Genomic DNA, 23,293 nt, shown 5'->3' with positions numbered 1-23,293 from the left:
CGGCCGGCTCGACCGGGCCGGCCGGCCCCCCACCCCCTGCACCATCTGCCATTTCGAAGGAGAAATGATGCACCACCACCACGCATCCATCACGGCCAAGCCGATGAGCCGGCGCTCGCTGATGACGGCCCTGGCCGCATCGACCGTCGCGGTCGGCGTCGGAGCGGGAGCCCTCGCGGCGCCCGCCACGGCCGCCCCCGCGCCCTCGTCCGGATCCACGCGCCTGGTCCCGATCAACCGCATCGGCATCCAGCTCTACAGCGTCCGCGACAAGGTCTCGTCGCTCGGCTTCCGGGCCGTCTTCGAGGAGCTCGGCCGCATCGGCTACAGCGAGATCGAGTTCGCCGGGTACACCCAGGGCAACGTCGGGGCGATCACCCCGCAGCAGATCCGCCAGCTGCTCGACGACAACGGCCTCCGCGCCGTCGGCTCGCACGTCGGCACCAACCTCCTCCGCTCGGAGCTGGGCAAGCAGATCGAGATCGCGCAGGTCCTCGGCACGCCGCACCTCGGCACCGGCAACGCGCCAACCAACGTCAACACCAAGGCGGGCTACCTCGCCGCGGCGGAGGAGTGGAACAAGTGGGGCCAGCAGGTCTCGGCCGCGGGCATGAAGCTCTACCAGCACAACCACGCCGGTGAGTTCGGGTTCGCCACGGACGACCCCAAGACCCGCCTGTACGACCTCTTCTACGACAACACCGACCCGCGTCACGTGTACCTCGAGATGGACGTCTACTGGGCGTACGTCGGCAAGAAGCTCTACCCGGGCTTCGAGCCGCTCGACTACATCAAGCGCAACCCGCGCCGCTACCCGATCCTGCACCTCAAGGACGGCAAGACGAACAACGCCAACACCAACGGCTACGACATCGTCGAGTTCGGCGCGGGCAACCTGCCCTACCAGGCGTTCCTCTCGGAGCTGCGCGACCGCGGCCAGCGCTTCGGCGTCTGGGAGCAGGACACCGCTCCCACGCTGGCGACGCCGCCGAGCACGGGGAACTCCCTCGAGGCCGCTTCCCGCAGCTACTCCGCGATCGCTGCGCTCCGTGGCTGAGCGCACCCCGCGCCGCGCGCGCCGCACCGACAGCACCACCACCAGCACGACGCGCACGAGCGCACCGAGGAGAACCCCCATGAAGTGGAAGACGCCCACGGCGGTCCTCGCGGCCGCCTCCCTCGCGATGGTCGCCGCACCGTCCGCCTTCGCGGCGACGACGGACTGCACCACCGAGCTCGGGAACCAGACGATCACCGGAGACCTCAACGTCGGCGCGGGCCAGACCTGCGTGCTCGGCAACGTGACCGTCACCGGCAACGTCATCGTCGGCGACGACGCCTGGCTGGACGCCACCTCGGCGACCATCGGCGGCGACGTCATCGGCACCGACGCGTACGGCATCTCGATCGACGGCACCAGCGTCGGCGGAGACGTCGTCTCGTTCTCGGACGGCAGCCGCAACGGCTTCCTCTACCTGCGCGACCTCACGGTCGGCGGCATGGTCGAGGCCGGCGGGATCGACGTCGAGTTCAGCGACCTCTCGGTCGACGGCTCGGTCAGCACCGACGCGGCGAACTACGTCGACGTCGACCGCACCAGCGTCGGCGGCGACGCCACCTTCGCCGGCAGCGACTTCGGCGTGAACGTGCAGGGCGCCATCGTCGGCGGCTCGCTCGCCGTCACCGGCTCCTCGCGCGGCGTCCTCCTGGGCGCGAACGAGGACGGCTCGGCCTCGGCCCTCGGCAACACGGTGGGCGGGAACCTCACGCTCTCGGGCAACTCCGGCAACGTCCAGCTCGCGGGCTCGACGGTCGGCGGGCGCATTGCGCTCGCCGACAACGCGCCGGCGGTCAACTTCGGCGCGGGCAACACCGCCGCCGGAGTCGACGGCACCTTCACGGGAACGGCGGCGGGCGCTGCGGCGGCCGGCGACCAGGCCGTGGCCGTCATCGTCCCCGAGGCCAACAAGGGCGAGCTGACCTGGACGCTCGAGGGCACCAGCAACCTGGTGAACCTCGGCGTCGCCGAGGAGCAGGGCGACCACTTCGCCGCCTCCGGTGAGCTCGTGCCGGTCCGCGTGACCGACACCCGCCTCAACGGCCCGGCCTGGTCGGTCACCGGCCAGCTGAGCGACTTCCGCTCCGGCGAGAAGACGTTCTCGGGCAAGCACCTCGGCTGGACCCCCGAGGTCCTGGAGAACACCGGCGGTGCCGTCGCCGGCGCAGCCGTCCCCTCCGGGTTCGACTCGGGCAACGGCCTCGCCACGCCCCGCGTCCTCGGCTCCGCCGCGGCGCAGCACCCGACCGGATCCTCGGTCCTGGGCGCCGACCTCGACCTGAAGCTCCCGCTCTCGGTCGGAACCGGCACCTACACCGCGACGCTGACGCTCACCGCGCTCGGCTAGCACCGGTGGGGCGGCCTCCGGGCCGCCCCACCCTCCCCCCGTCTCCCCGCGGGACGCCACTCCGGTACGCCCCGCTCGGCGTGCCGTGTACCGGAGCGGCGTCCCGCGGGGAGGCATCCCCCCTTGCAACGGAAGCCTGATCGATGCCGCTCATGCCACGCACCTCCCGCACCACCGCCGCCCTGCTGCTGATGACGCTCCTCGCAGCCGGCGGCCTCTCGGCTCAGGCGGGTGCCCAGGAGGCGGACCCCGCCTCCACGCCGGTCACCTGGGGGGTGCGCCCCGCCGACACCGAGCAGGGCAGCGAGCGGCCGAACTACGCGTACGCCCTCGATCCCGGCGGACGCCTCAGCGACGCCCTGATCGTCTCCAACTACGACGACGAGGAGCAGACGTTCCGCGTCTACGGCTCCGACGGCTTCATCACCGAGGCCGGCCAGCTCGACCTGCTCCCCGCTGCGGAGCCCTCGACGCAGCTCGGCAGCTGGATCGCGTTCCCCGAGCCCGAGGTCACCGTTCCCGCCGGCGAGAGCGTGCAGGTCCCGTTCGAGGTCGTCGTCCCCGAGGACGTGACCCCGGGCGACTACGCCGCGGGCGTCGTCTCCTCGATCCTGGTGCAGGGCGAGACCGGAGTCTCGGTCGACCGGCGCCTGGGCTCGCGCATGTACCTCCGCGTCGGCGGCGAGCTCGCCCCGCGCCTGTCGATCGACGGCCTCGCCGTCTCGTACCAGGGCGGCTGGAACCCCTTCGCCCCCGGCTCCGCGACCGTCGACTACACCGTGACCAACGCGGGCAACACCCGCATCGCGCCGGGCGCCGAGATCAGCGTCGCCGGCCTCTTCGGCCTCGCGCCGGTGTCCGCGACCGACCCGGAGCCGCTGCCCGAGCTCCTCCCCGGAACCTCCGTCTCGCGCACCGTGACCGTCGCCGGAGTCTGGCCGCTCTTCGTCGCGACCGCCCGCGCCGCGCTCTCGGGCACCGTCGTCACCGCCGACCAGGCCGCGCAGGCCGACTCCGCCGTCGTCGTCCCCGACGTGCCGGTCGCCACCGCCGAGACCTCGGCCGCGGCCGTGCCGTGGAGCGCCGTGCTCCTCCTCGCCCTGCTCATCGGGCTCATCGTGCTGACCGTCGTCCGCCGCCGCCGCCGGGCCGCGGGGGAGCAGGCGCGCATCGACGCCGCCGTCGCCGCCGCTCTCGGCGCCCAGCCGGAGGACGCCGACCGCGCGGAGGTCCGCTCCTGACCGGGTGCGGCCGACGCGGTCCACGGGGGATCGCGCCGGCGCGGCCCGCCGCCTCCGGCCGCGCGGCCGCCGCTCTAGCGGACCGCCCGCCCCTCGGCGCGCAGCTGCTCGAGGAAGCCGTCCACCACGGCGGGGCTGAGCAGGTGCCCGCGCAGCATCAGCGCGGCACCGCGCACGCCCCCGCTGCCGCCCAGCTCGGCGGTCACCACGTCGAGCCGCTGCGTCGCGAGGGGGAGGGAGCGCTCGTCGATCACCGAGCGCACGGCCGTCAGGATCTCCGGGCTGGCGAGGGCGACCGCGCCGCCCAGCACGATGACGGAGGGGTTCAGCAGGCTCACGCAGGTGGCCAGCACCTCGCCGAGCTGGAGTCCCGCGATCCGCGCCGCCTCCACGGCCTCGGGATCGCGCGCCTTCAGCAGGTCGATCAGCTCGCGCACCGACTGCACGTCGCGGCCCGCCCGGGCGAGCCCGGCGGCCAGAGCGGAGCCGCCCGCGACCGCCTCGAGGTCCCCCTCCTGACCGCCCGCCGCGGCCGGGGCCGTGCGCGGCACCTGGACGTGGCCGAGATCACCCGCGGAGCCGAGGGCTCCGCGCTGGAGCAGCCCGGAGGAGACGATGCCCGCGCCGATGCCGGTGCCGACCTTCACGAACATCAGGTCGAGGGCGTGCGGGAAGCGCGAGGCCCGCTCACCGAGCGCCAGCAGGTTCACGTCGTTGTCGACGAGCACCGTGGTGTCGTAGCGCCGGCGCACGAAGGCGGGGATGTCGAAGCCGTCCCAGCCGGGCATGATCGGCGGGCGCACCGGGCGGCCGCTCGCGTGCTCCACCGGGCCGGGCACGCCGACCCCGATGCCCGCGAGGGCGGAGCGGTCGACGCCGGCCGCGGCGAGGATCCCGTCGCAGACGTCGAGCGCGTGCCCGAGCACCGCGACGGGGCCCTGCGCGATGTCGAGCTCCTCGCGGCGCTCGGCGATGATGCGGCCGTCGAAGTCGGTCAGCGCGATGGTCGAGTGCGCCGCGCCCAGGTCGATGGCCAGGAGCGAGCGGACGGCCGGGTCGAAGACGAGGCGCGCGGACGGGCGGCCGCCGGTCGACGGAGCGCGGTCGAGGTGCGCGATCAGGCCGAGCTCGAAGAACTGCTCCAGGCGCGTCATGACCGCGGTCCGCGCGAGGCCCGTCTCCTCGACCAGCTCGGCTCGGGTGCGCGGTCGACCGTCGGCGAACAGCCTCAGCATGTCGCCGGTCGCGGTACCCGCGCGCTCGGCCACGCTCAGCTCCTTCTCTCGGCCCGGAGGACGGGTTCGGGGGACAGCACACCTGAGGAAACCAGGCGTCGCACGGTCGCGCAATCTCGGCGGGCCCCCCGTGCGGGTCGTGCGCAACACGGCCAGGCGGAGGCGCGTCGCGCGCCCGTCCGCGGCCCCTCCCCACTCCGATCGCCCGGGTGCGCCCCGACGATCGCCGCTCAGCCAGCCCTTCCAGACAGGAGAGAACGATGACCTCGTCCGACACCACCACCACAGGCGCCCCCCGATCGAGCGGGCGCATCGGCCTCTGGCTGATCGGGGCCCGGGGCAGCGTCGCCACCACGGCCGCCGTGGGCCTGCACGCCATCGCCGCCGGAGCCGCGCCCAGCTCGGGCTGCGCCACCGCGACCCCCGCCTTCGAGGACGTCCCGCTCGCCGGTTTCGCCGACATCGTCATCGGCGGCCACGACGTGTCGCCGACCCCGCTGCTCGAGAAGGCCACGGGCCTCGCGGCCGGCGGCATGTTCCCGACCTCGGTCGTCGCCGAGGTGGCCGACCGGATCGACGCGACCGACGCCGAGATCCGCCTCGCCCCCGCCGACGCCGCGTCGCAGCAGGAGGAGATCGACCGCCGGGCCGCCGACATCGTCGCCTTCCGCGAGCGCCACGGCCTCGCCCGGGTCGTCGTGATCGACGTCGCCTCGACCGAGGTACTGCCGGCCGACCGTCCCGAGTTCCACGACCTCGCCGCTCTGCGCGCCGCCCTGGCGCGTCCGGGCGAGCGCCTCCTGCCGCCGAGCTCGATCGCCGCCCTCTCGGCCGTCGTCGCGGGCGCGGCCTACGCCTGCTTCACTCCCTCGACCGCGCTGGCTCTGCCGGCCCTGGAGGAGTGGGCCGCCGAGGCCGGGATCCCGATCGCCGGCCAGGACGGCAAGACGGGGGAGACCCTGCTCCGCAGCGTGCTCGCGCCGATGTTCACGGCGCGCGGGATGCGCGTGCTCTCGTGGGCGGGGGCGAACCTCCTCGGCGGCGGCGACGGGCAGACCCTCGCCGACCCGGAGGCGGTGCGCTCGAAGCTCGTCTCGAAGAACCGCGGACTGCGCAGCCTCCTCGGCGACGACGTCGTCACTCCGCTCCACATCGACAACGTCCCGGACCTCGGCGACGTCAAGACCGCCTGGGACCACGTGCACGCCGAGGGCTTCCTCGGCTCGCGGATCACGGTGCAGACGATCTGGTCGGCGTACGACTCGGCCCTCGCGGCGCCGCTGATCCTCGACCTCGCCCGCCTGCTGGCGCTCGCGGACGAGGCCGGCGTCTCGGGCCCGGTCGGCGAGCTCGGCTTCTTCTTCAAGGACCCGTGGGGCAGCGACGTGCACGGCTTCGCCGAGCAGACGGCGGAGCTGGTGGCCTGGTCCGCCCGCACCGGCGCCCTCGTCGCCGAGCGCCGCACCCCGGTGACGAGCGGGACGCGGAGCGATGGCTGAGCTGCGCGACTACCTCGAGCTGGTCCGCGCGAAGGCCGCGCTGACCGTGATCGGCGACACCGTCGCGGGCGGAGCGTGGGCGGGCCGCGGAGTGGGAGCGCGCACGGTCGCGCTCCCGCTGTCCTCGGCGCTGCTCTACTCGGCGGGCATGGCGCTCAACGACTACGCGGACGCCGAGCTCGACGCCCGGGAGCGGCCCGAGCGGCCGATCCCCTCGGGGCGCATCCGGCGCTCGGCGGCGCTGGGCACGGCGGCGGCGCTGACCGCGGCGGGGATCGCCGTGGCGGCCGTCGTGGACGGGCGGCGCTCGCTCGCGCTCTCGCTGCCGCTCGCGGCCGGGATCTGGTCGTACGACCTGCTCGCGAAGCCGACTCCGCTGGGCCCGGTCGTGATGGCGGCCTGCCGCGGTCTCGACGTGCTGCTCGGCGCGGGCGTCGACGGCGTGCGCGCGGCGGCCCCCGCCTCCGCCGCTGTGGCCGCGCACACGCTCGGCGTCACCGTGCTCTCGCGCGGCGAGGTGCACGGCACCACCCCGGTCGCGGCGGGAGCGGTCTCGGCCGGCACCGCGGCGATCGCGCTGTCCACCGCGGCCGGCGCTCTGGCCGAGCGCCGGGCCGCCCCCGCCGCGGTCGTCGCCGCGGGCCTCGGGCGCTGGCTCCTGCTCGTGCTCACCGCGCAGCTGCAGGCCGTGCGGACGCCGACGGCCGCGGCCGCGCGGACGGCGACCCGCGCGGGCATCACCGGGATGATCCCGCTGCAGGCCGCGCTCGCCGGTCTGAAGCGTCCCGAGCTGGGGGCGGCGCTGCTCGCGCTCGACGCGCTCGGCTCCCTCCTGCTCCGCCGCCCGCGGACGGCGGACATCACATGAGCGCCACCGGACCCGTCCTCGGCTACGGCACCAACGGCTTCGCCGACCACACCCTCGACGACGCGCTCACGGTGATCCACGCCGCGGGGTACCGCGCCGTCGCGCTCACCCTCGGGCACCCGCACCTCGATCCCTTCGCGGCCGACTGGCGCGAGCGGACGCTGGCGCTCCGGTCGCGGCTCGACGAGCTGGGCCTGCGCGTGGTCGTCGAGACGGGCGCGCGGTACCTGCTCGACCCGTTCGCGAAGCACCGCCCCACGCTGGTCGACGAGGAGGCCGGTCCCCGGGTCCGCTTCCTCGAGCGCGCGATCGAGATCGCCGCGCTGCTGGGCGCCGACGCCGTCTCCCTCTGGTCGGGGGTCGTGCCGGCGGGCGCCGATGCGGCCGCGGCCTGGCGGCTGCTCGTCGAGCGGATGCGCGGCGTCGTCGCGACGGCCGAGCGCCACGGCGTGCGGCTGGCCGTCGAGCCCGAGCCGGGGATGCTGGTGGAGACGGTCGCCGACGCGCTGCTGCTGCGCCGCGAGCTCGGCGACCCGGAGTCGGTCGGTCTGACGGTCGACCTCGGCCACTGCGTCGTGGTGGAGCCGGACGGCGTGGTCGGAGCCCTCCGCAGCGCCGGGGACCTGCTTCTGAACGTGCAGGTCGACGACATGCTCCCGGAGCGGCACGAGCACCTCGAGCTCGGCACCGGATCGCTCGACCTCGCGGCCGCCTTCGCGACCCTCGCCGAGATCGGCTACCGCGGGATCGCCGCCGTCGAGCTGCCCCGGCACTCGCACGACGCGCCCCGCCTGGCCGTGGCGAGCCTCGCGGCGATGGAGGAGGCGCTCGGCGGCGCCTCCTCGCACGTCGAGCACCCGTGGACCGCGGCCGCCCGCTCCGCCGTCCTCGAGCGCCCGGCGCGGATCGAGCGCTTCTTCCCCGCCGCCGGCCGCGAGGCCGGACGCGAGCCGCTCCGGCCCGCCGAGGACCCGCACGGCCTCGTCCACGGCACGCACGACGACGCGGCCCGCGCCGCCCTGGTGCAGGCCGCGGCGCAGGCGCTCGGCGACGACGACCTGGCCGCTCTCCTCCTCCGCCTCTACCGCGGCGGGGACGGCGCCGAGCGCCGCGGAGTGCTGGCCGGGCTGAACGCCCTCGGCGACCCGGGACCGGCGACGACCCTCGCCGGCCTCGAGCTGACCGCCGACGCCCTGCGCGCCAACGACACCCGGCTCGTCGCCGCGGCGATGGGCTCCTTCGCCCGCCGCCACCTCGATGCGCACGCCTGGCGGCACGGGGTGCTCAAGCTCGTCTTCCTCGGCGTCCCGCTCGCGGCGGTCGCCGGGCTGGAGGAGCGCAGCGACGCCGAGCTGCGCGCGATGGCCGGCCGCTTCGCGGACGAGCGCCGCGCGGCCGGGCGCCCGCTCCCGGACGATCTGGCGGTGCTCCTGCCGAGCTGACCGCCCCCGAACGCCGCCCCGACCGCGGGGCACCACCACCGATGAGAAAGGCGCGACGATGCGCATCTTCGACCCGCACATCCACATGACCTCCCGCACCACCGACGACTACCAGGCGATGTTCGACGCCGGCGTCCGCGCGGTCGTCGAACCCTCCTTCTGGCTCGGACAGCCGCGCACGAACGTCGGCTCGTTCACGGACTACTTCGACGCCCTGATCGGCTGGGAGCGCTTCCGCGCCGCGCAGTTCGGCATCCGCCACCACTGCACCATCGGGCTCAACCCGAAGGAGGCGAACGACCCGCGCTGCCGGGCCGTCCTGCCCGAGCTCGACCGCTACCTCGCCAAGGACGGCGTCGTCGCGGTCGGCGAGACCGGCTACGACTCGCTCACCCCCGAGGAGGACCAGGTCTTCCGCCAGCAGCTCGAGCTCGCCGGCGAGCACGGCCTCCCCGCGATGGTGCACACCCCGCACCGCGACAAGGAGTCGGGCACCCGCCGCACCCTCGAGGTCGTCGCCGACTCGGGGCTCGAGCCTGGGCGGGTCCTCGTCGACCACCTCAACGAGGTCACCGTCGACGCGGTCCGCGACTCCGGCTGCTGGATGGGCTTCTCCATCTACCCCGACACGAAGATGGACGAGACCCGCCTGGTGACGCTGGTCGAGCGGATCGGGCTGGACCGCGTGCTGGTCAACTCCGCCGCCGACTGGGGCCGCTCCGACCCGCTCACGACCGCGAAGACCGGCCGCCTCCTCCTCGTCGCCGGCTTCAGCGCGGGCGACGTCGACCGGCTGCTCTGGCAGAACCCGGTCGAGTTCTACGGGCAGAGCGGACGCCTGGACCTCTCGCCCGTCGCGGGCTTCGACGTGCAGGAGTCGGCCGGCCGCACCTTCGAGGGCAACTCCGTGCTCCGGGGCGCCCCGCGCGTGGCGGAGGTCGTGTGATGCACCTCTCCTACTGCACCAACGTCCATCCCGCCGAGGACCTGGCCGGAGTCGTCCGCCAGCTCGACGTCTACGCCGGACCCGCGCGCGTGGCCGCCGGGCTCGCCCTGGTCGGAGTCGGCCTGTGGATCCCGCGCGACCTCGCGGCCCGCCTGGTCGCCAGCGCCGAGGACCGCGCCGTCCTCCGCGCGGCCCTGCAGCGCAACGGCCTGGAGGTGCGCACGCTCAACGCCTTCCCGTACGCCGCGTTCCACGCCGAGGTCGTGAAGCTCGACGTCTACCGCCCCGACTGGACCACGCCGGAGCGCCTGCAGTACACGATCGACTGCGCGCGCATCCTGGCCGACCTGCTGCCCGCCGGCGCCGACGGCAGCATCTCGACGCTGCCTCTGGGCTGGCGCGAGGGCTGGGGGCGGGAGCAGGACGAGGCCGCCTGCCGCAACCTCGCCCGGCTCGTCGAGGAGCTGCGCGACCTGCGCCGCTCCACCGGCCACGCGATCCGCCTGGCGATCGAGCCCGAGCCCGGCTGCATCCTCGACACCGTGGACGACGTCGTCGACTGGCTGCACCCGCGGATCGGAGTGGTCGACCCGGCGTACGTGGGCGTGTGCCTCGACACCTGCCACCTCGCCGTCTCCTTCGCCGACCCGGTCTCGGCCGTCCGCCGCATCCGCGACGCGGGCCTGCGCGTGGTCAAGGTGCAGGCCTCCGCCGCGCTCCACCTGGAGGACCCCTCGGGCCGCGCCGCGCTCACCCCGTTCGTCGAGAAGCGCTACCTGCACCAGACCCGCGAGAACGGGATCGACGGAGTGCTCCGCGTCGACGACCTGCCCGAGGCGCTGGACACGCTCCCCGGCACCGGCCCGTGGCGCGTGCACTTCCACGTGCCGCTGCACCACCGGCCGGAGGCGCCGCTCTCGGCGACCACGGCCGTCCTGGCGGAGGCGGTCTCGGCGGTCGACGCCGCCTGGCCGTACGACGAGATCCACCTCGACGTCGAGACCTACACCTGGTCGGTGCTCGCCGACGCCCCGAGCGACCTCTCGACGGGCATCGGCGCCGAGCTCGCCTGGGCGGCCGCGCACCTGCTCACGCCCGCCTCCCGAGAGGCGCTGCTGGCGCCCCTCCTCCCGCAGGCGGCGGCACTGTGAGGCCCGTGCTGCTGCTCGACGTGGTCGGGTTGACCTCGACGGCGCTCGCCGACATGCCCCGCCTCTCGCGGCTGGCCCGCGGGGGCGGGCGCCTGCCGCTGGACACGGTCCTGCCTGCGGTCACCTGCAGCGTGCAGTCGACCATGCTCACCGGCTCGATGCCCGCGCAGCACGGGATCGTCGGCAACGGCTGGTACTTCCGCGACCTCGGCGAGGTGCACCTGTGGCGCCAGCACAACCGCCTGGTCACGGGGGAGAAGGTCTGGGAGACCGCGCGCCGGCTGAGCGGGGAGCCGTACCGCGCGGCCAACATCGGCTGGTGGTACGCGATGGGGGCGACGACCGACGTCACCGTCACTCCGCGCCCGATCTACCACGCCGACGGCCGCAAGTCGCCGGACGCGTACGTGCGCCCGCCGGCGCTGCACGACGAGCTGGTCTCGCGCTTCGGCGCCTTCCCGCTGTTCCAGTACTGGGGGCCGACCGCGTCGCTCCGCTCGACCCAGTGGATGGTCGACGCGACCCGGCACGTGCTGGCCGGAGACGGCTCCGGACCGCCCGAGCTGACCACGGCGTACCTGCCGCACCTCGACTACGACCTCCAGCGCTTCGGACCGGACTCGCCCGAGGCGCGCCGGGCCGCGTCGGAGCTCGACGTGGTGCTCGCTCCGCTGCTCGACGACGCGGAGGCGCTGGGCGCGTCGGTGATCGTGGTCGCCGAGTACGGGATCGCCGACGCCGACACTCCGGTCGACGTGAACCGGGCGCTCCGCCGCGAGGGCCTGCTCGAGGTCTACGTGCAGGACGGCCGCGAGCAGCTGGACCCGTGGACGTCGCGCGCGTTCGCCGTCGCCGACCACCAGGTCGCGCACGTCTACGTGCAGGACGCGGCGGACCTGCCGCGGGTGCGCTCGATCCTCGAGGGGCTCGACGGCGTCGACGAGGTGCTCGACCGGGAGGCGCAGGCCCGCTACGGCCTCGACCACGAGCGCTCGGGGGAGTTCGTCGTGGTCGCCCGGCCGGGGGCGTGGTTCACCTACTACTACTGGCTCGACGACGACCGCGCGCCCGACTTCGCCCGCGGCGTCGACATCCACCGCAAGCCCGGCTACGACCCGGCCGAGCTCTTCTTCGATCCGGCCGACCCGCTGGTGAAGGCGAAGGCGGCGGGCAACCTCGCCAAGAAGGCGCTGGGGCTGCGCTACGCGATGAACCTGGTGCCCCTGGACGCGTCGCTCGTGCGCGGCACGCACGGGAGGCTGCCGTCCTCATCGGCCGACACCCCGCTCGTGCTGGCCTCGGACGCGGACCTGCTGCCGGCCGGAGCCGCGTCGCTCCCGGCCACCGCCGTGCGCGACCTGGTGCTCGCGGCGCACGGCCCGGCCCTCGCGAAGGAGGCGTCGGCGCTCGCGCGCTGAGGGAGGGGACGCCCGGCGGCCTGCGCTCGTGTGCGGGCTGCCGGGCTCTGAGGGATCAGCCGGGGTCGCCGCGGACCTTGTGAGCTCGGGCGAGCTCGCCGCCTGCCGCAGCGGGCTCAGGTCCTCGCCGCCGGCCCCGGGCGGCCGGGGGCTCAGCGCGGCACGAGCCCGGTGAGCCGCGCCGTCAGCCGCTCGACGGGGCCCGCACCGAGGAGCCGCCACCACAGCACGGCGGCCGCGCACAGCCCGAGCACGAGGGCGAGAGCGGCGAGCGGAGTGTCGGCGGAGTAGCCGAGGCCCGCCCGCGCGAGCGCCGCGACGAGAGCCACCTGCAGCACGTAGACCGAGAGCGCGAGCGTGCCGATCGCCCGGAGCGGCACCAGCAGCCGTCGGACCGCGGTGGAGCGCGACGTGGTCAGCAGCACCACCGCGACGTAGGCCAGGAGCACGAGCCCGAGGTCGTGCAGGGTGTCCGGGAGGCTGCCGGAGGGCGACTCCACGCCGAGCAGGAGCGCGACCAGTGGCCGCACCGGGTACGCGACGACCGCGACCGCCGCGAGCACCGGCAGCAGCCGGTCGCGCTGCGCGCCGTGCCGCAGCAGCAGGGCTCCGAGGAGGAAGAAGGGGAGCAGGTTGGTCGCGCGGTAGCTCGGCCCGGTGAAGAGCCAGAGGGCGAGCGGAGAGCCGGATGCGGCGGCGGCGACCGCGGCGTTCACGGGCCCGGCGGCGAGCGCGAGCACGGCGGCCAGCGCGGCGATCGTCCGGGAGCGGAGGAGCAGCAGCGGCGTGCCGAGCACGAGCACGACGCCGAGGTACTGCAGCACGATCGCGATCCAGCTGCCCCAGGTCTCGAGCCAGACCCCGAGTGCCACGAGCACCGCGCCGCGGATCGCGTTCCGCAGCAGCACCCGCCCTGGCGAGGCACCGGGCCGCGCGAGCACCAGGGCCGCCGACATCCCCATCACCAGCGCGAACAGCGGCGACGCGAGATCGTTGACGTTCCACGCCAGGAACCCGACGACCCCCGTGCGCGCGCTCGGCACGAGCGGCATCGCGTGCGCGACGAGCATGGCCGCCACCGCCACTCCGCGCAGCACATCGGGGGCGACCAGTCGGTCGTGCCGGAGTCGCGGAGCCGTCGCAGTCATCCCGCGAGAGTAGGCGCGCCCCCGCCGCCGCGCCCCGCGCGAGCGCACCTCGCGCCACCGCCCGCCCGCCGGGCCGTCGGCCGCGGCGCCGCCCGCCCCGCCGACGGGCGCTGCTGTCCGCTCCGCTCCGTCGGCCGGGGCCTCCGGCCGCCCGCTCCGATCCGTCGCTGACGGCCCGTTCCGTCCCCCCGCACGGGCCGTTCGTGACGGATCGACGCCCGGCGCCCTCCGGCAGGCCCGCGCTCGCTCCGCATGCGGCGCCCAGGCGCGCCCGGCCCGCTCCGATCCGTCGCGGACGGCCCGTCCTGCGCTCCTCCGCGGGCCGTGAGCGACGGATCAGCGCCCGCCCGCGCCGCCGCCTCGCGCGGATCCCCGCCGCGACGTCCCGGTCCCGCCTCGGCCTGCTCCGATGCGTCACGAACGGCTCCTTTCTCCCTCCCGAAGCGACCGTTCGTGACCCCTCGGCGCCCGTTCGTCCGCACGCGCGCCCGCGCCGCCGCCTCGCGCTCGGCGCCGGGATGTCCCGGCCGTGCCTCCGGCCTGCTCCGATGCGTCGAGAACGGTCCCCTCCGCCCGTCGGAAGCGACCGTTCGTGACCCCTCGACGCCCGCCCGCCCGCGAGCGGCCTGCACTCGGCCCGCACCGAGCACGACCGGGCATGCTGGACGGATGACCGACGCCGCCCCGTCCCCCGACCGCCCGCGCCGTGCCCGCAGCCAGCACGTGCTCACCGTGCTGCGGACCGAGCGCCTCACCGGCCACCTGGTCCGCGTGCACCTCGGCGGCGACGGGCTCGACGCGTTCCTCGCCGAGTCCGACCCCGAGCGCCTCGCCGCGACCGACCGCTACGTGAAGCTCCTGCTCCCGCCGCGCGGCTCCGACCTCCAGCCGCCCTTCGACCTCGACGCGCTCCGGGCGAGCGTCGCCCCCGAGCAGCTGCCCGTGCGCCGCACCTACACCGTCCGCTCGGTCGACCTCGAGCGGCGCTCGATCGCCGTCGACTTCGTCGTGCACGGCGACGAAGGGGTGGCGGGACCGTGGGCGCTCGCCGCGGCTCCCGGTGACCGGATCGCGCTCTCCGCGCCCGGCGGCGCCTGGTCGCCGAGCGCCGACCCCGAGGCCGTGCACCTGCTGCTCGGCGACGACTCCGCTCTGCCGGCGATCGCCTCCGCCCTCGAGGGGATGTCCGCGCACGCGCGCGGCCTGGTCCTGATCGAGGTGGACTCGGCCGCCGACGAGCTCGATCTTCCCGCTCCGGCCGGAGTGGAGGTGCGCTGGCTGCACCGCGGCGGTCTCGAGGCCGGCCGGGCGCTGGTCGCGGCCGTCCGGGCCGAGCGGAGGCCCGAGGGCGTGCTCGAGGTCTTCGCGCACGGCGAGCGCACCGCGATGAAGCAGCTGCGCGCTTTCCTGCAGGACGAGTGGGGCGTGGAGCGCCGGGCGCTCTCGCTCTCGGCCTACTGGGCTCTCGGCCGCGCCGAGGACCGCTTCCAGGCCGAGAAGCGCGAGCCGGTCGGCGCGATCTTCGCCGACTGACGCGGGAGCGCACTCCGTCCGCACACCTCCGGGAAGGGACTAGCCTCGGACCCACCTCTACTCCGGTCCCCACGACCGGACCGTCCGATGGCGGTCCGGCCCTGCGAGCCTCGCGCCCGCCGCCCCCGCCGTTCTGCGGGCTGCTCGACCGACACGATGAGGAGAGCCCCTGTGGGAGTGCTGATCTTCGGCGCCTGGCGGCGCCGGATCGAGTTCGAGGACCGGACGCTCGCGCACGTGCGGATCGCGGTGCGCGCGCGGATGGAGCAGGGACAGCCGTTCCGCTTGACCTGGAGGACGCTGCAGGAGTCGGAGTCGCGCTCGCACGCGATCCTCGTGCAGCCGAACGCGGTGCTGGAGTACCGCTTCGATCGTCCCCGGCTGCACGCCGTGAACCGCCTCTGGCTGCGCGAGCTCCTCACCCCCGCGTCCGGGCGCGACATGGTCGTCGCCGCCGAGCCCGAGCAGGCGCCGATCCTCGGTGACGACCGTCCGTCCCCTGTTCCCGAGGGAGGGCTCGCGGCCTAGTCGGAGCGGAGCCCCTCACTGCCGGGCGAGGCCGACCGGGAGCCCGCCCGCGAGGGCGGCGGCGGATCCGAAGAGCAGCGCCCCCACCCCGCCCAGGGCGGTGGCGACGACGGTGTTCAGCACGGCTCCGACGAGCGCGAAGCCCAGCACGTTCGGCAGCGAGAGGATCGCGTCGAGGTCGACCTGATCGCCGACGACCTGCCCGAGGAGCGTGTCGGCCTGGGTGAAGAGCTCCGGGTGCACGAGCAGCGGATGGGCGACCAGGACGGCGGCGAGGCCGAGCACCGCGAGCGCGAGGCCGAGAAGGAACGAGAGCTTGACGGCCGACCAGAAGTCGACGTGCACGAGCGTGAGGCGGAGCGGAGCCTGATCGCCGGCCGGCTTCCCGGAGCCGGTCATCGGGCGTCAGCGGCGCGCTGGTCGGCGGCGGCGACGACGAGGGCTGAGGCGGCGGCGAGGGCGCGGTTCACGAGGGTCTCCTGGGGCGGGACGGGCGCCGGGAGCAGAGGCTCGGCGGCGTTCTGCCAGAGTCCCGGGCCGGAGGAGTCCGGTGCGTCGTCCGGGAGTCGCGTCCGGTGCGCCTCGGGGATGACCGCGCGTCCGCTGCTCCCTCCGACAGCCCGCCACCCGCCGAGGGTCCCTCCTCTCCGGCGTGCGGTCGACGCGGATCGCCGCCTGCCGCTTGCAGGACCTGCCCCGCGCGGTGGATCCTGCCCGGACACGGAGCGCCGCGCAGGACGCCGCGGCCACCGCCCCATCGGGACTCCCGCCGACACGGATGTTTCATCGCCGCCGCAGCCGGACATGTACCTGTGACTCCGCGAAAGGGGAACCATGAGCATCCGCTCCCGAGACGACTTCTCCGAGCTGTACCGCGCCCACTACGACGACCTGCTCCGCTTCGTCCGCCGCCGCGCTCCCGCCGCGACGGTCGACGACATCGTCGGCGAGACCTTCCTCGCCGCCTGGCGTCGCAGGCAGGACCTGCCGGAGAACGTGCGGCCCTGGCTGTTCGGCACGGCCCGGCACGTGATCCTCAACGCCGCCCGCGGCGAGAACCGCCGGCAGGCGCTGGCCGTGCGGGTCGGGACCCTCGCTCCGGAGGAGCAGGCCGACCCGTCGGTCGGCGACCGCCTCGACCTGGAGAGCGCGTGGAAGCGGCTGCCCCTCGCCGAGCAGGAGGCTCTGGCCCTCCACGTGTGGGAGGACCTCCCGCAGGCCGAGGCGGCGCAGGTGCTCGGCTGCTCCCGGGCCGCCTACGCGATGCGGCTCACCCGCGCGAAGCGGCGGCTGGCGGCGCTGCTCGCCCCCCTCGACTCCACGCTCCTCTCCGGCACGGCAGAACGGACCCTCTCATGACCGACCAGCTCCTCGACCTGCTCCGCGCCCACGACGCCGAGCCCCGCACCCCCCTCACCGCTGGCGAGGCCGCACGTCGGGACGCGCTCCTCGGCGAGATCCTGGTCAGCGAGGACGCGGCCGCTCCCCGTTTCTTCCGCCCCCGCGACTGGGCCGTCGCCGGCGCGGCGACCGTGCTCCTGGCCGCCGCAGCCGCAGCCGCGGTGATCGTCGTGGTCCCGGGTCTCATCCCCGGCACCGGCTCCGTCGGGCTGAACCGCGCGGTGCTCGCCTCCTGGACCGCGATCCCCGAGCGCATCCTGCCGAGCTCCGAGCTCGGGCAGTCGGCGACGCAGTGGTGTGCGACGAACCTGCAGAGCCCCAACGGCGAGGCCGGGCCGGCGGAAATCTCGCACCTCGACGCGCGCGGCGACGCCGCCTCGATGATCTACCGCTTCGACGACTCCCTCTACTACTGCCTCAGCGCCGGGAACGGCGCGGGGATGTGGGAGGTGGCGGACGCCGCACCGGCCGGCCCCCTCGCCGCGGACGCCGTCCAGCTCAGCTCGGCCGGCACCTTCGGAGAGGGGGACGCCGCTCTGATCTACGCGGTCGGCTTCGCGGGCGCGGACGTGGAATCGGTGGTGCTGAACGAGGCCGGCGTCGAGCCGGTCGTCGCGACCCTCGAGGGCGGCTCCTGGACCGCCTGGTGGCCCTCGTCCGACGGTCTCGCCGCCGGGCCCGCCGGCACGGTCACGATCACCACCCGGGACGGCTCGAGCCGCGAGGTCCCCGTCGACTCCCTCTACCGCCCGTGAGCGGGCCGCGGCACTCCCGTTCGGACGGGCCGGAGCAGGAGGGGACGGGTGCGCGCGTCCTGTCCACGCGCTTCACCGACGTCCACTACCTCGACGAGGGACCGGTGGACGGCACTCCGCTCGTGCTCGTGCACGGCTTCCCCGACGTCCCCGCCACCTGGGACGGCGTCCTGGAGCTGCTTCCCCCCGGGCTCCGGGTGGTGCGCCCCTTCCTGCGCGGGGTCGGGCGGACCCGTGTCGTCGACCCCGGGGCGCGGTCCGGGCAGGTGGCCGCGCTGGCCACCGACCTGCTCGATCTCCTCGAGGCGCTCGACCTCGGGCCTGTCGTGCTCGTCGGCCACGACTGGGGAGCGCGGACCGCTCACGCCGTCGCGGCGCTCGCGCCCGAGCGGGTCGGCGCACTGGTCACCCTCGCCACCGCGTACGGACCGTCGAGCGAGCTGAGCGGCGGCGAGGTCCTCGACGACGCCGCCGCGGCCTGGTACCGCTACTGGCTCTGCACGGCCGCGGGAGCGGAGGCGTTCCGGGGCGACCCGGCGCAGCTCGTCCGCTGGGCCTGGCGGGAGTGGTCGCCTCCGGGCTCCCTCCCGCCGGAGGCCCTGGAGGAGGTCCTCGCGGCGACGGCGACCAGCGGCTTCGCCGACACGGTCGTCGACTACTACCGGCACGGCGCCGGGGAGGCGCCCGGCCGGGCCGTGTACCGCGCCGCGCAGGAGGCCCTCGACGCCTGGCCGCGCATCGACGCGCCGACGACCTTCCTCCTCGGGACGGCCGACGGCTGCGAGACGCCCGCCCTCGCACGGGCGAACGGCCGGTACTTCTCCGCAGGCCGGGAGCTGATCGAGCTCGACGGCGTCGGCCACTTCGTGCAGCGCGAGGCCCCCGGGGCGGTCGCGGCCGCGATCCTCCGGCACCTCCGACCGGTCGACCGCGCACCCGCGCCTCCGGTGACGCGCTAGAGCGTCTCCGGCCGCGGACGGACCGTGCCCACCCCGCGGACGCTCCTGCTGGAGGCCGCGAGGAGCGAGGCGACGAGGACGACCGCGGCGCAGCCGAGCAGGGTGCGGTCGAGCCCGACGAGGTCGGCGAGCGGGCCCACGAGCGCCTCCCCGAGCGGCACGGCGAGGAAGGAGCCGACCATGTCGTAGGAGTAGACCCGGGCGAGCGCCTCGCGGGGGACGTGGGTCTGCAGCGTCTGGTCCCAGGCGATGGCGAAGATCTCGAGCGCGACTCCGCCGAGGGCGAAGGCGAGGAGGAGGGCGGGGAGCGCCGGGAGGATCCCGAGGGCGGCGACCGGGACAGCCGTCACCGCCATGAGAGCGACGCCCGCCCCCAGCGCCCGGGGCCGCCAGCGCAGCGCGATCACGGCCCCGATCACCAGACCGACGGTCTGTGCGGCGATCACGAGGCCCCACGCCGCTCGGCCGAAGGACCGGTCGGCGACGACCGGGCCGAGGACCGTGGTCGCGCCGACGAACGCGGCGTTGACGGCTGTGAACTGCGCCACGACGATCCACACCCAGCGCCGGCTCGTGAACTCCCGCCACCCCTCGCGGAGGTCGGCGAGGACGGAGGCGCCCGGGCCCGAGCGGACCGTCCGCGGCAGCCGCACACGGGAGTAGAGGACCGCGGCCAGGGCGAAGCCTGCGGCGTCGACCGCCAGCCCCCACCCGGGACCCACCAGTGCGACGAGCGCGGCCCCGGCCGAGGCGCCGACGATGCTCCCGGCGTTCAGGCCCAGGCGGAGCAGGGCGTTGGCCGGGCGGAGCTCGCCGACCGGCACCGTCTCGGGGACGAGGGCGGCCGCGGCGGGCAGGCTCATCGCCGCGACGGCGCCGTTGAGCACGCTGAGCACGACCAGGGCCGCGACGGTCGCCGTCCCCGTGATCACCGTCACGGCGACCGCGGCCTGAGTGGCCGCCGCCGCGAGCGAGGTGCCGACGAGGATCACGGAGCGGGGGAGCCGGTCGGCGAGGACGCCGCCGAGCAGCAGGACGGCGACGTTGGCGAGGGAGCGCGCGGCGACGACGAGTCCGAGGTCCGTCGGCGAGCCCGTCAGGTCCAGCACGGCGAAGGCCAGGGCGATCGGAGCGACGGCGTTGCCGAGGACGCCGGTCGTGCGGGCGGCGAGGAGCCAGCGGAAGGGGCCGTGCGCAAGAGGACCGTGCGCCAGCGGCCCGCGCCCGTCGCGGGTCACGGCCGGCGGAGCGGGAACATCGCGGTCGTCATCGACACCGGCGCGGTACCGGGCGTCCTCGGCGGCCGGGCCGCCGCGTGCAGCAGCGCGGACGCCTCCCCGACGTGCCGCACCACCCGCCGCCAGACCTCGGGGTCGACCCAGAGCTCCGCGTCCGTCGAGAGCTGAGGACCGTCCGCCCGGCTCGACGAGCGCCGCCGGAGCTCCTCGATCAGGGCCTCGAGGTGCAGGTCCCGCTCCTCCTCCGGCCCGGCGTCCACTGACGCGGTCACGTCGAAGGGCCTTCCGGAGGCCTCGTGCCGGTACCGCTTCGCCTCGCCGCCCCGCAGGCGCACGGTCTCGACGACGGCCACGAGCCCGGCGCGCTCCAGCACGCGGAAGTGGTAGCTCGCCGTCGCCTGTGACAGCTGCAGCTCGCGGGCGGCCTCCGCGGCGCTCATCGCCGCTCCCGTCACCAGGGACAGCAGGCGGAGGCGGATCGGATGCGCGGTGGCGCGCAGCTCGTCGAGAGAGGACATGCGGCCATGGTGACCGGCGGCTCCCGCACCGTCAAACAGGGCTTTGGGGGTGGGGCGGCGCTCGCCGGGCCGCTCCGGTGCACATCGGGCGGCGCTCGCCGGGCCGCTCTGACGAGCGATCCGGAGGGCCCACCGGCGCTTCCGGGATTCTCGCTCACCCCGGCGATCCGAGATCGGGGCCCGGAGTCGTCCTCCGGGCCCCGTCGCTCAGACCTGGGCGGTGCCGCTGTCCTCGACCGGGCCGGACGCGTCCGACTCCTCGGTGATCTCGGTGTCGGTCTCGTCGGCGCGGTCGCGGAGCGCGTCGGCCATCGCGCCGGCGCCCTCGGCTCCGTGGTCGTGCTCGACCTGGTCGATCAGGCCGCCGAGCTTCTCGTCGTTGCTGGCGTCCTCGGCTCCGTCCATCACGGGGCTGTTCTGCTCGTTGTCGCTCATGGCGCTCCTCCTGGGTCGACCGGCCTCTGCGCCGGTGGTCCGACGCTACGCGCGCGGCCCGTGCGGTGCAGGTGATCGACGGGAATCGGCCGGTCCGCTATCGGGGTGCCGAGCGACGTTCCCGGCCATCCTCGAATCGAGCGGATATCGCTCTCCGCCCTCCGGAGAAGTGAGCGGATATCGCCTGTCGAATGAGCCCCTATCGCTTTCCGGCGAGGTGAACAGTTCTCTCAGAGAAGTGCCCCTCGGAGACCCTCCCTGCTATGATCGGGCGACTTCTGCACCAGGGACCGGGGGGTCGTTCTCGGCGGACGATCGATCATCCACACGCCTGTTATCTCGATCATCACCAGTGAAGGCGCGTATGGCTTCGTATCTCTTCGTCTGCTCCGGCGGCGGGCATCTCAAGGAGATGTTCGCCCTCTCGGGACTCCTCGGAGTCGACCCGGAGGAGCAGCATTGGGCGACCGTCGACAGCGCCCTCAGCCGCACCCTCCTCGCCGACCGGCGCGTGACCCACCTCGCCGATCCGCCGCCCCGCGCCGTGGTGCCGGTGCTCCGCAACGCGATGATCGGCCGCTCCCTGCTGGCCCGCGGGTCCTTCGACGCCGTCTTCAGCACCGGCGCCAGCCCCGCCCTCTCCTTCCTGCCGCTCGCGGCCTCGCGCGGCATCCCCGCGCACTACATCGAGAGCGCCGCCCGCGTGCTCGGCCCGTCGATGACCGGTCGGATCCTCGCCCGGGTCCCCGCCGTCTCGACCTACACCCAGTACCGCTCCTGGGCCGACGACCGCTGGAGCTTCGGCGGCTCGATCTTCGACACCTACCGCGTCGAGGACGTCGTCCCGCAGCCGATCCGCCGCGCCGTGGTCTCGGTCGGCACGCAGGACGGCTACCCGTTCCCCCGATTCTTCGCCGCGCTCGCGCCGCTGCTCGAGGGCGTGGAGGTGCTCTGGCAGACCGGGGCGAACGACGTCTCCGGGCTCGGGATCGACGGCCGCCACTCCGTGCCGCACGACGAGCTCAACGCCGCGATGAAGGCGGCCGACGTCGTCATCGCGCACGGGGGAGTGGGCACCGCGCTCAGCGCCATCGAGCAGGGCCGGGTGCCGATCCTGGTCCCGCGCCGCGCCTCGTTCGGCGAGCACGTCGACGACCACCAGGTGCAGATCGCCACCCGCCTGGCCGACTCCGGCCTCGCGGTCACCGTCGACATCGAGGGCCTCTCCCGCGAGACGCTCGAACTCGCCGCGGCGAGGCGGGTCGTCTCCGCCGATTCCGCCGTGCCCTTCGTGGTGCACGAGACGGCCGAGAAGTCCTCGGGCCTCTCCCGCCGACTCTTCCCCTCCTCCCGCTGATCCCCGCCCGCGCGACCAGACGTGATGAGAACGACATCCACGCGTCATCCGCGGCCCGTACACTCTCGAATGGGTTGGGGGGCCGGACGTCACTTCATGTGCGTCGAATTCGGAATGGTCGGCCGACTCGACACTGATGGCGAAAGCTCCGAAGGATTCTCGATATGACTGACACCCCGCGCGGCCTCTCGCGCCGCCTCCTGCTCGCCGCCTCCGCTGTCGGAGCCGCCGCGACCGCCTCCGCTCTCGTAGCGACCCCGGCGCTCGCCGCGCCGAACTACAGCGTGATCCCGAGGCTCCCGGGCGAGGTCTCGCGCCTCGACACCGCGATCTCGAGGAACGGCAGGAAGCCGTACGAGATCATCGACGTCAAGATCGGCAACGACTCCACCCGTCTCTTCGTCCCGCACTCGGCGAAGCCGAATTCAGGCTCCTCGGTGCCGGTCGCCTGGTTCTACCACGCCAGCGGCAGCAGCTACAAAGCTCTCGACAACGCGTACAGCTACTCGGCGGATCCGCTCGTCGACCTGGGCTTCGTCAGCATCAGCCCCGACTTCGGCGGCCCGAGCAACTACACCAACCCCACCGCGCTCGCCGTGCAGACGGCGGCCACGGCCTGGGTGCAGAGCCTCTGGAACGTCCGCGCGAGCTTCCTCCGTTCGAACTCCGGCGGCGGAGCGATGATGTGCTGGGCCTACGCGAAGAAGATGGTGCCGAACATCTACGGGGCGTACCACGCCAGCAGCGTCTTCGACGTCGAGGACCTCGCGGCGCGCGACGACACCCAGCCGAACCGCGTCCTCGCGGTGTACGGCGGAGACCGGGCGCTGATGCGCGCGACCAACCCCGCCCGGCTGCCGCAGGACGCGTGGAAGGGCATCCGCCTGCGCGTCAGCGCCGGCACGGCCGACCAGCTCGCTCCCGCCGAGCTCCACGGCGGACGTCTCCGCCGCCTGGCGCTGCCCGTCGCCAAGGAGGCGACGATCGCGTACCACAGCAGCGACGGCTACCAGGGCGGCCACATCGTCCCGACCACCACCAACAAGGACTCGGTCGAGACCTTCCGCCGCTGGCTCCAGGAGGGCCCCGCCTGATCCGCGGCAGGACCGACGCGACCCCTCCTCCCCGGGGGTCGGCGCCAGGGTCGAGCAGTGGAGGAGGAGGGCACGGCATCGCAGGCGTCCCAGCCGCCGAGAGGCGGCTCGCGAGGGCATCG

General features: G+C 74.8%; 22 protein-coding genes. 16 read left to right on the top strand and 6 right to left on the bottom strand.

The features are described from left to right. Nucleotides 1–67: 67 nt before the first annotated feature. From GSU40_RS14590 to GSU40_RS14580, 3 genes are all read left to right on the top strand, one after another. Nucleotides 68–1,057, top strand: coding sequence for a sugar phosphate isomerase/epimerase (locus tag GSU40_RS14590; RefSeq protein ID WP_244229503.1), 990 nt, complete (start codon nt 68–70; stop codon nt 1,055–1,057). A 79-nt stretch (nt 1,058–1,136) separates the two neighbouring features. Further along, entirely contained in the window at nt 1,137–2,405 is a 1,269-nt protein-coding gene (locus GSU40_RS14585) for a hypothetical protein (RefSeq protein WP_104226600.1), read from the top strand. Between the two features lie 152 nt (nt 2,406–2,557). Further along, nucleotides 2,558–3,646 carry a hypothetical protein gene (locus tag GSU40_RS14580; protein WP_146081490.1) on the top strand — a complete coding sequence of 363 codons (1,089 nt, stop codon included), beginning with the start codon at nt 2,558–2,560 and terminating at the stop codon, nt 3,644–3,646. 74 nt (nt 3,647–3,720) lie between these two features. Here the strand turns inward: GSU40_RS14580 and GSU40_RS14575 are convergent, their stop codons facing one another. After that, nucleotides 3,721–4,914, bottom strand: a complete 1,194-nt coding sequence (locus tag GSU40_RS14575) for an ROK family protein (protein WP_244229502.1) — start codon at nt 4,912–4,914, stop codon at nt 3,721–3,723. Nucleotides 4,915–5,141: 227 nt separating this feature from the next. Between GSU40_RS14575 and GSU40_RS14570 the strand changes: the two genes are divergently transcribed. Genes GSU40_RS14570 through GSU40_RS14545 form a run of 6 tightly spaced genes read left to right on the top strand, consistent with a single transcriptional unit; the run spans nt 5,142 to nt 12,205 of the window. Continuing rightward, nucleotides 5,142–6,380, top strand: a complete 1,239-nt coding sequence (locus GSU40_RS14570; RefSeq protein ID WP_104222464.1) for an inositol-3-phosphate synthase — start codon at nt 5,142–5,144, stop codon at nt 6,378–6,380. After that, entirely contained in the window at nt 6,373–7,248 is an 876-nt protein-coding gene (locus GSU40_RS14565) for an SCO3242 family prenyltransferase (protein ID WP_208543324.1), read from the top strand. The genes GSU40_RS14570 and GSU40_RS14565 overlap by 8 nt, the downstream gene beginning before the upstream one ends. Next, nucleotides 7,245–8,690: an EboA domain-containing protein gene (locus GSU40_RS17110; RefSeq protein WP_160035492.1), complete on the top strand. Its 1,446-nt coding sequence runs from the start codon at nt 7,245–7,247 to the stop codon at nt 8,688–8,690. The genes GSU40_RS14565 and GSU40_RS17110 overlap by 4 nt, the downstream gene beginning before the upstream one ends. Before the next feature lie 58 nt (nt 8,691–8,748). Beyond that, on the top strand, nt 8,749–9,636 hold the full coding sequence (locus tag GSU40_RS14555) for a TatD family hydrolase (protein WP_104222466.1): 888 nt from the start codon (nt 8,749–8,751) through the stop codon (nt 9,634–9,636). Next, a complete protein-coding gene (gene eboE / locus GSU40_RS14550; protein ID WP_104222467.1) occupies nt 9,636–10,787 on the top strand; it encodes a metabolite traffic protein EboE in 1,152 nt (383 codons plus the stop codon). Before GSU40_RS14555 ends, eboE begins: the two co-directional genes overlap by 1 nt. A gap of 5 nt (nt 10,788–10,792) precedes the next feature. After that, a complete protein-coding gene (locus GSU40_RS14545; protein WP_244229501.1) occupies nt 10,793–12,205 on the top strand; it encodes a nucleotide pyrophosphatase/phosphodiesterase family protein in 1,413 nt (470 codons plus the stop codon). 152 nt (nt 12,206–12,357) lie between these two features. On the opposite strand, the gene GSU40_RS14540 is transcribed toward GSU40_RS14545, so the two are convergent. Continuing rightward, entirely contained in the window at nt 12,358–13,353 is a 996-nt protein-coding gene (locus GSU40_RS14540) for an acyltransferase family protein (RefSeq protein WP_160035490.1), read from the bottom strand. A 669-nt stretch (nt 13,354–14,022) separates the two neighbouring features. On the opposite strand from GSU40_RS14540, the gene GSU40_RS14535 reads away from it, so the two are divergent. Both GSU40_RS14535 and GSU40_RS14530 read left to right on the top strand, forming a co-directional pair. After that, nucleotides 14,023–14,886, top strand: coding sequence for a siderophore-interacting protein (locus tag GSU40_RS14535; RefSeq protein ID WP_160035488.1), 864 nt, complete (start codon nt 14,023–14,025; stop codon nt 14,884–14,886). A gap of 171 nt (nt 14,887–15,057) precedes the next feature. Then, nucleotides 15,058–15,414 carry a hypothetical protein gene (locus GSU40_RS14530; protein ID WP_160035486.1) on the top strand — a complete coding sequence of 119 codons (357 nt, stop codon included), beginning with the start codon at nt 15,058–15,060 and terminating at the stop codon, nt 15,412–15,414. 15 nt (nt 15,415–15,429) lie between these two features. On the opposite strand, the gene GSU40_RS14525 is transcribed toward GSU40_RS14530, so the two are convergent. Next, the gene (locus GSU40_RS14525) at nt 15,430–15,813 is read right to left on the bottom strand and encodes a DUF3566 domain-containing protein (protein WP_160035484.1); all 384 of its coding nucleotides are present in this window, start codon (nt 15,811–15,813) and stop codon (nt 15,430–15,432) included. 435 nt (nt 15,814–16,248) lie between these two features. Here GSU40_RS14525 and GSU40_RS14520 point away from each other — a divergent pair, with 435 nt between their 5' ends. From GSU40_RS14520 to GSU40_RS14510, 3 genes are read left to right on the top strand one after another with little or no spacing between them, the layout of a single operon-like run. Further along, the gene (locus GSU40_RS14520; RefSeq protein ID WP_160035482.1) at nt 16,249–16,773 is read left to right on the top strand and encodes an RNA polymerase sigma factor; all 525 of its coding nucleotides are present in this window, start codon (nt 16,249–16,251) and stop codon (nt 16,771–16,773) included. Continuing rightward, on the top strand, nt 16,770–17,570 hold the full coding sequence (locus tag GSU40_RS14515) for a hypothetical protein (protein WP_160035480.1): 801 nt from the start codon (nt 16,770–16,772) through the stop codon (nt 17,568–17,570). The genes GSU40_RS14520 and GSU40_RS14515 overlap by 4 nt, the downstream gene beginning before the upstream one ends. Then, nucleotides 17,567–18,529 (top strand): alpha/beta hydrolase, encoded by a 963-nt coding sequence (locus GSU40_RS14510; protein ID WP_160035478.1) that lies wholly within the window; start codon nt 17,567–17,569, stop codon nt 18,527–18,529. The genes GSU40_RS14515 and GSU40_RS14510 overlap by 4 nt, the downstream gene beginning before the upstream one ends. On the opposite strand, the gene GSU40_RS14505 is transcribed toward GSU40_RS14510, so the two are convergent. The 3 genes from GSU40_RS14505 to GSU40_RS14495 all read right to left on the bottom strand — a co-directional run bounded on the left by GSU40_RS14505 (nt 18,526) and on the right by GSU40_RS14495 (nt 20,720). Beyond that, nucleotides 18,526–19,767 carry an MFS transporter gene (locus tag GSU40_RS14505; RefSeq protein ID WP_244229500.1) on the bottom strand — a complete coding sequence of 414 codons (1,242 nt, stop codon included), beginning with the start codon at nt 19,765–19,767 and terminating at the stop codon, nt 18,526–18,528. The two genes, GSU40_RS14510 and GSU40_RS14505, sit on opposite strands and share 4 nt — an antisense overlap. Continuing rightward, nucleotides 19,764–20,285 carry a helix-turn-helix domain-containing protein gene (locus GSU40_RS14500; protein WP_104222473.1) on the bottom strand — a complete coding sequence of 174 codons (522 nt, stop codon included), beginning with the start codon at nt 20,283–20,285 and terminating at the stop codon, nt 19,764–19,766. Before GSU40_RS14500 ends, GSU40_RS14505 begins: the two co-directional genes overlap by 4 nt. A 207-nt stretch (nt 20,286–20,492) precedes the next feature. Next, nucleotides 20,493–20,720 carry a hypothetical protein gene (locus GSU40_RS14495; RefSeq protein WP_104222474.1) on the bottom strand — a complete coding sequence of 76 codons (228 nt, stop codon included), beginning with the start codon at nt 20,718–20,720 and terminating at the stop codon, nt 20,493–20,495. 364 nt (nt 20,721–21,084) lie between these two features. Between GSU40_RS14495 and GSU40_RS14490 the strand changes: the two genes are divergently transcribed. Both GSU40_RS14490 and GSU40_RS14485 read left to right on the top strand, forming a co-directional pair. Further along, nucleotides 21,085–22,077: a glycosyltransferase gene (locus tag GSU40_RS14490; RefSeq protein ID WP_104260670.1), complete on the top strand. Its 993-nt coding sequence runs from the start codon at nt 21,085–21,087 to the stop codon at nt 22,075–22,077. 164 nt (nt 22,078–22,241) lie between these two features. Further along, nucleotides 22,242–23,171 (top strand): hypothetical protein, encoded by a 930-nt coding sequence (locus tag GSU40_RS14485; RefSeq protein WP_104329468.1) that lies wholly within the window; start codon nt 22,242–22,244, stop codon nt 23,169–23,171. Nucleotides 23,172–23,293 lie beyond the last annotated feature (122 nt).

Source organism: Rathayibacter sp. VKM Ac-2805, from assembly GCF_009834265.1.
Classification (GTDB): domain Bacteria; phylum Actinomycetota; class Actinomycetes; order Actinomycetales; family Microbacteriaceae; genus Rathayibacter.
The sequence above is the reverse complement of the archived record's forward strand: the minus strand, read 5'-3'. Positions and strand labels throughout refer to the sequence as shown.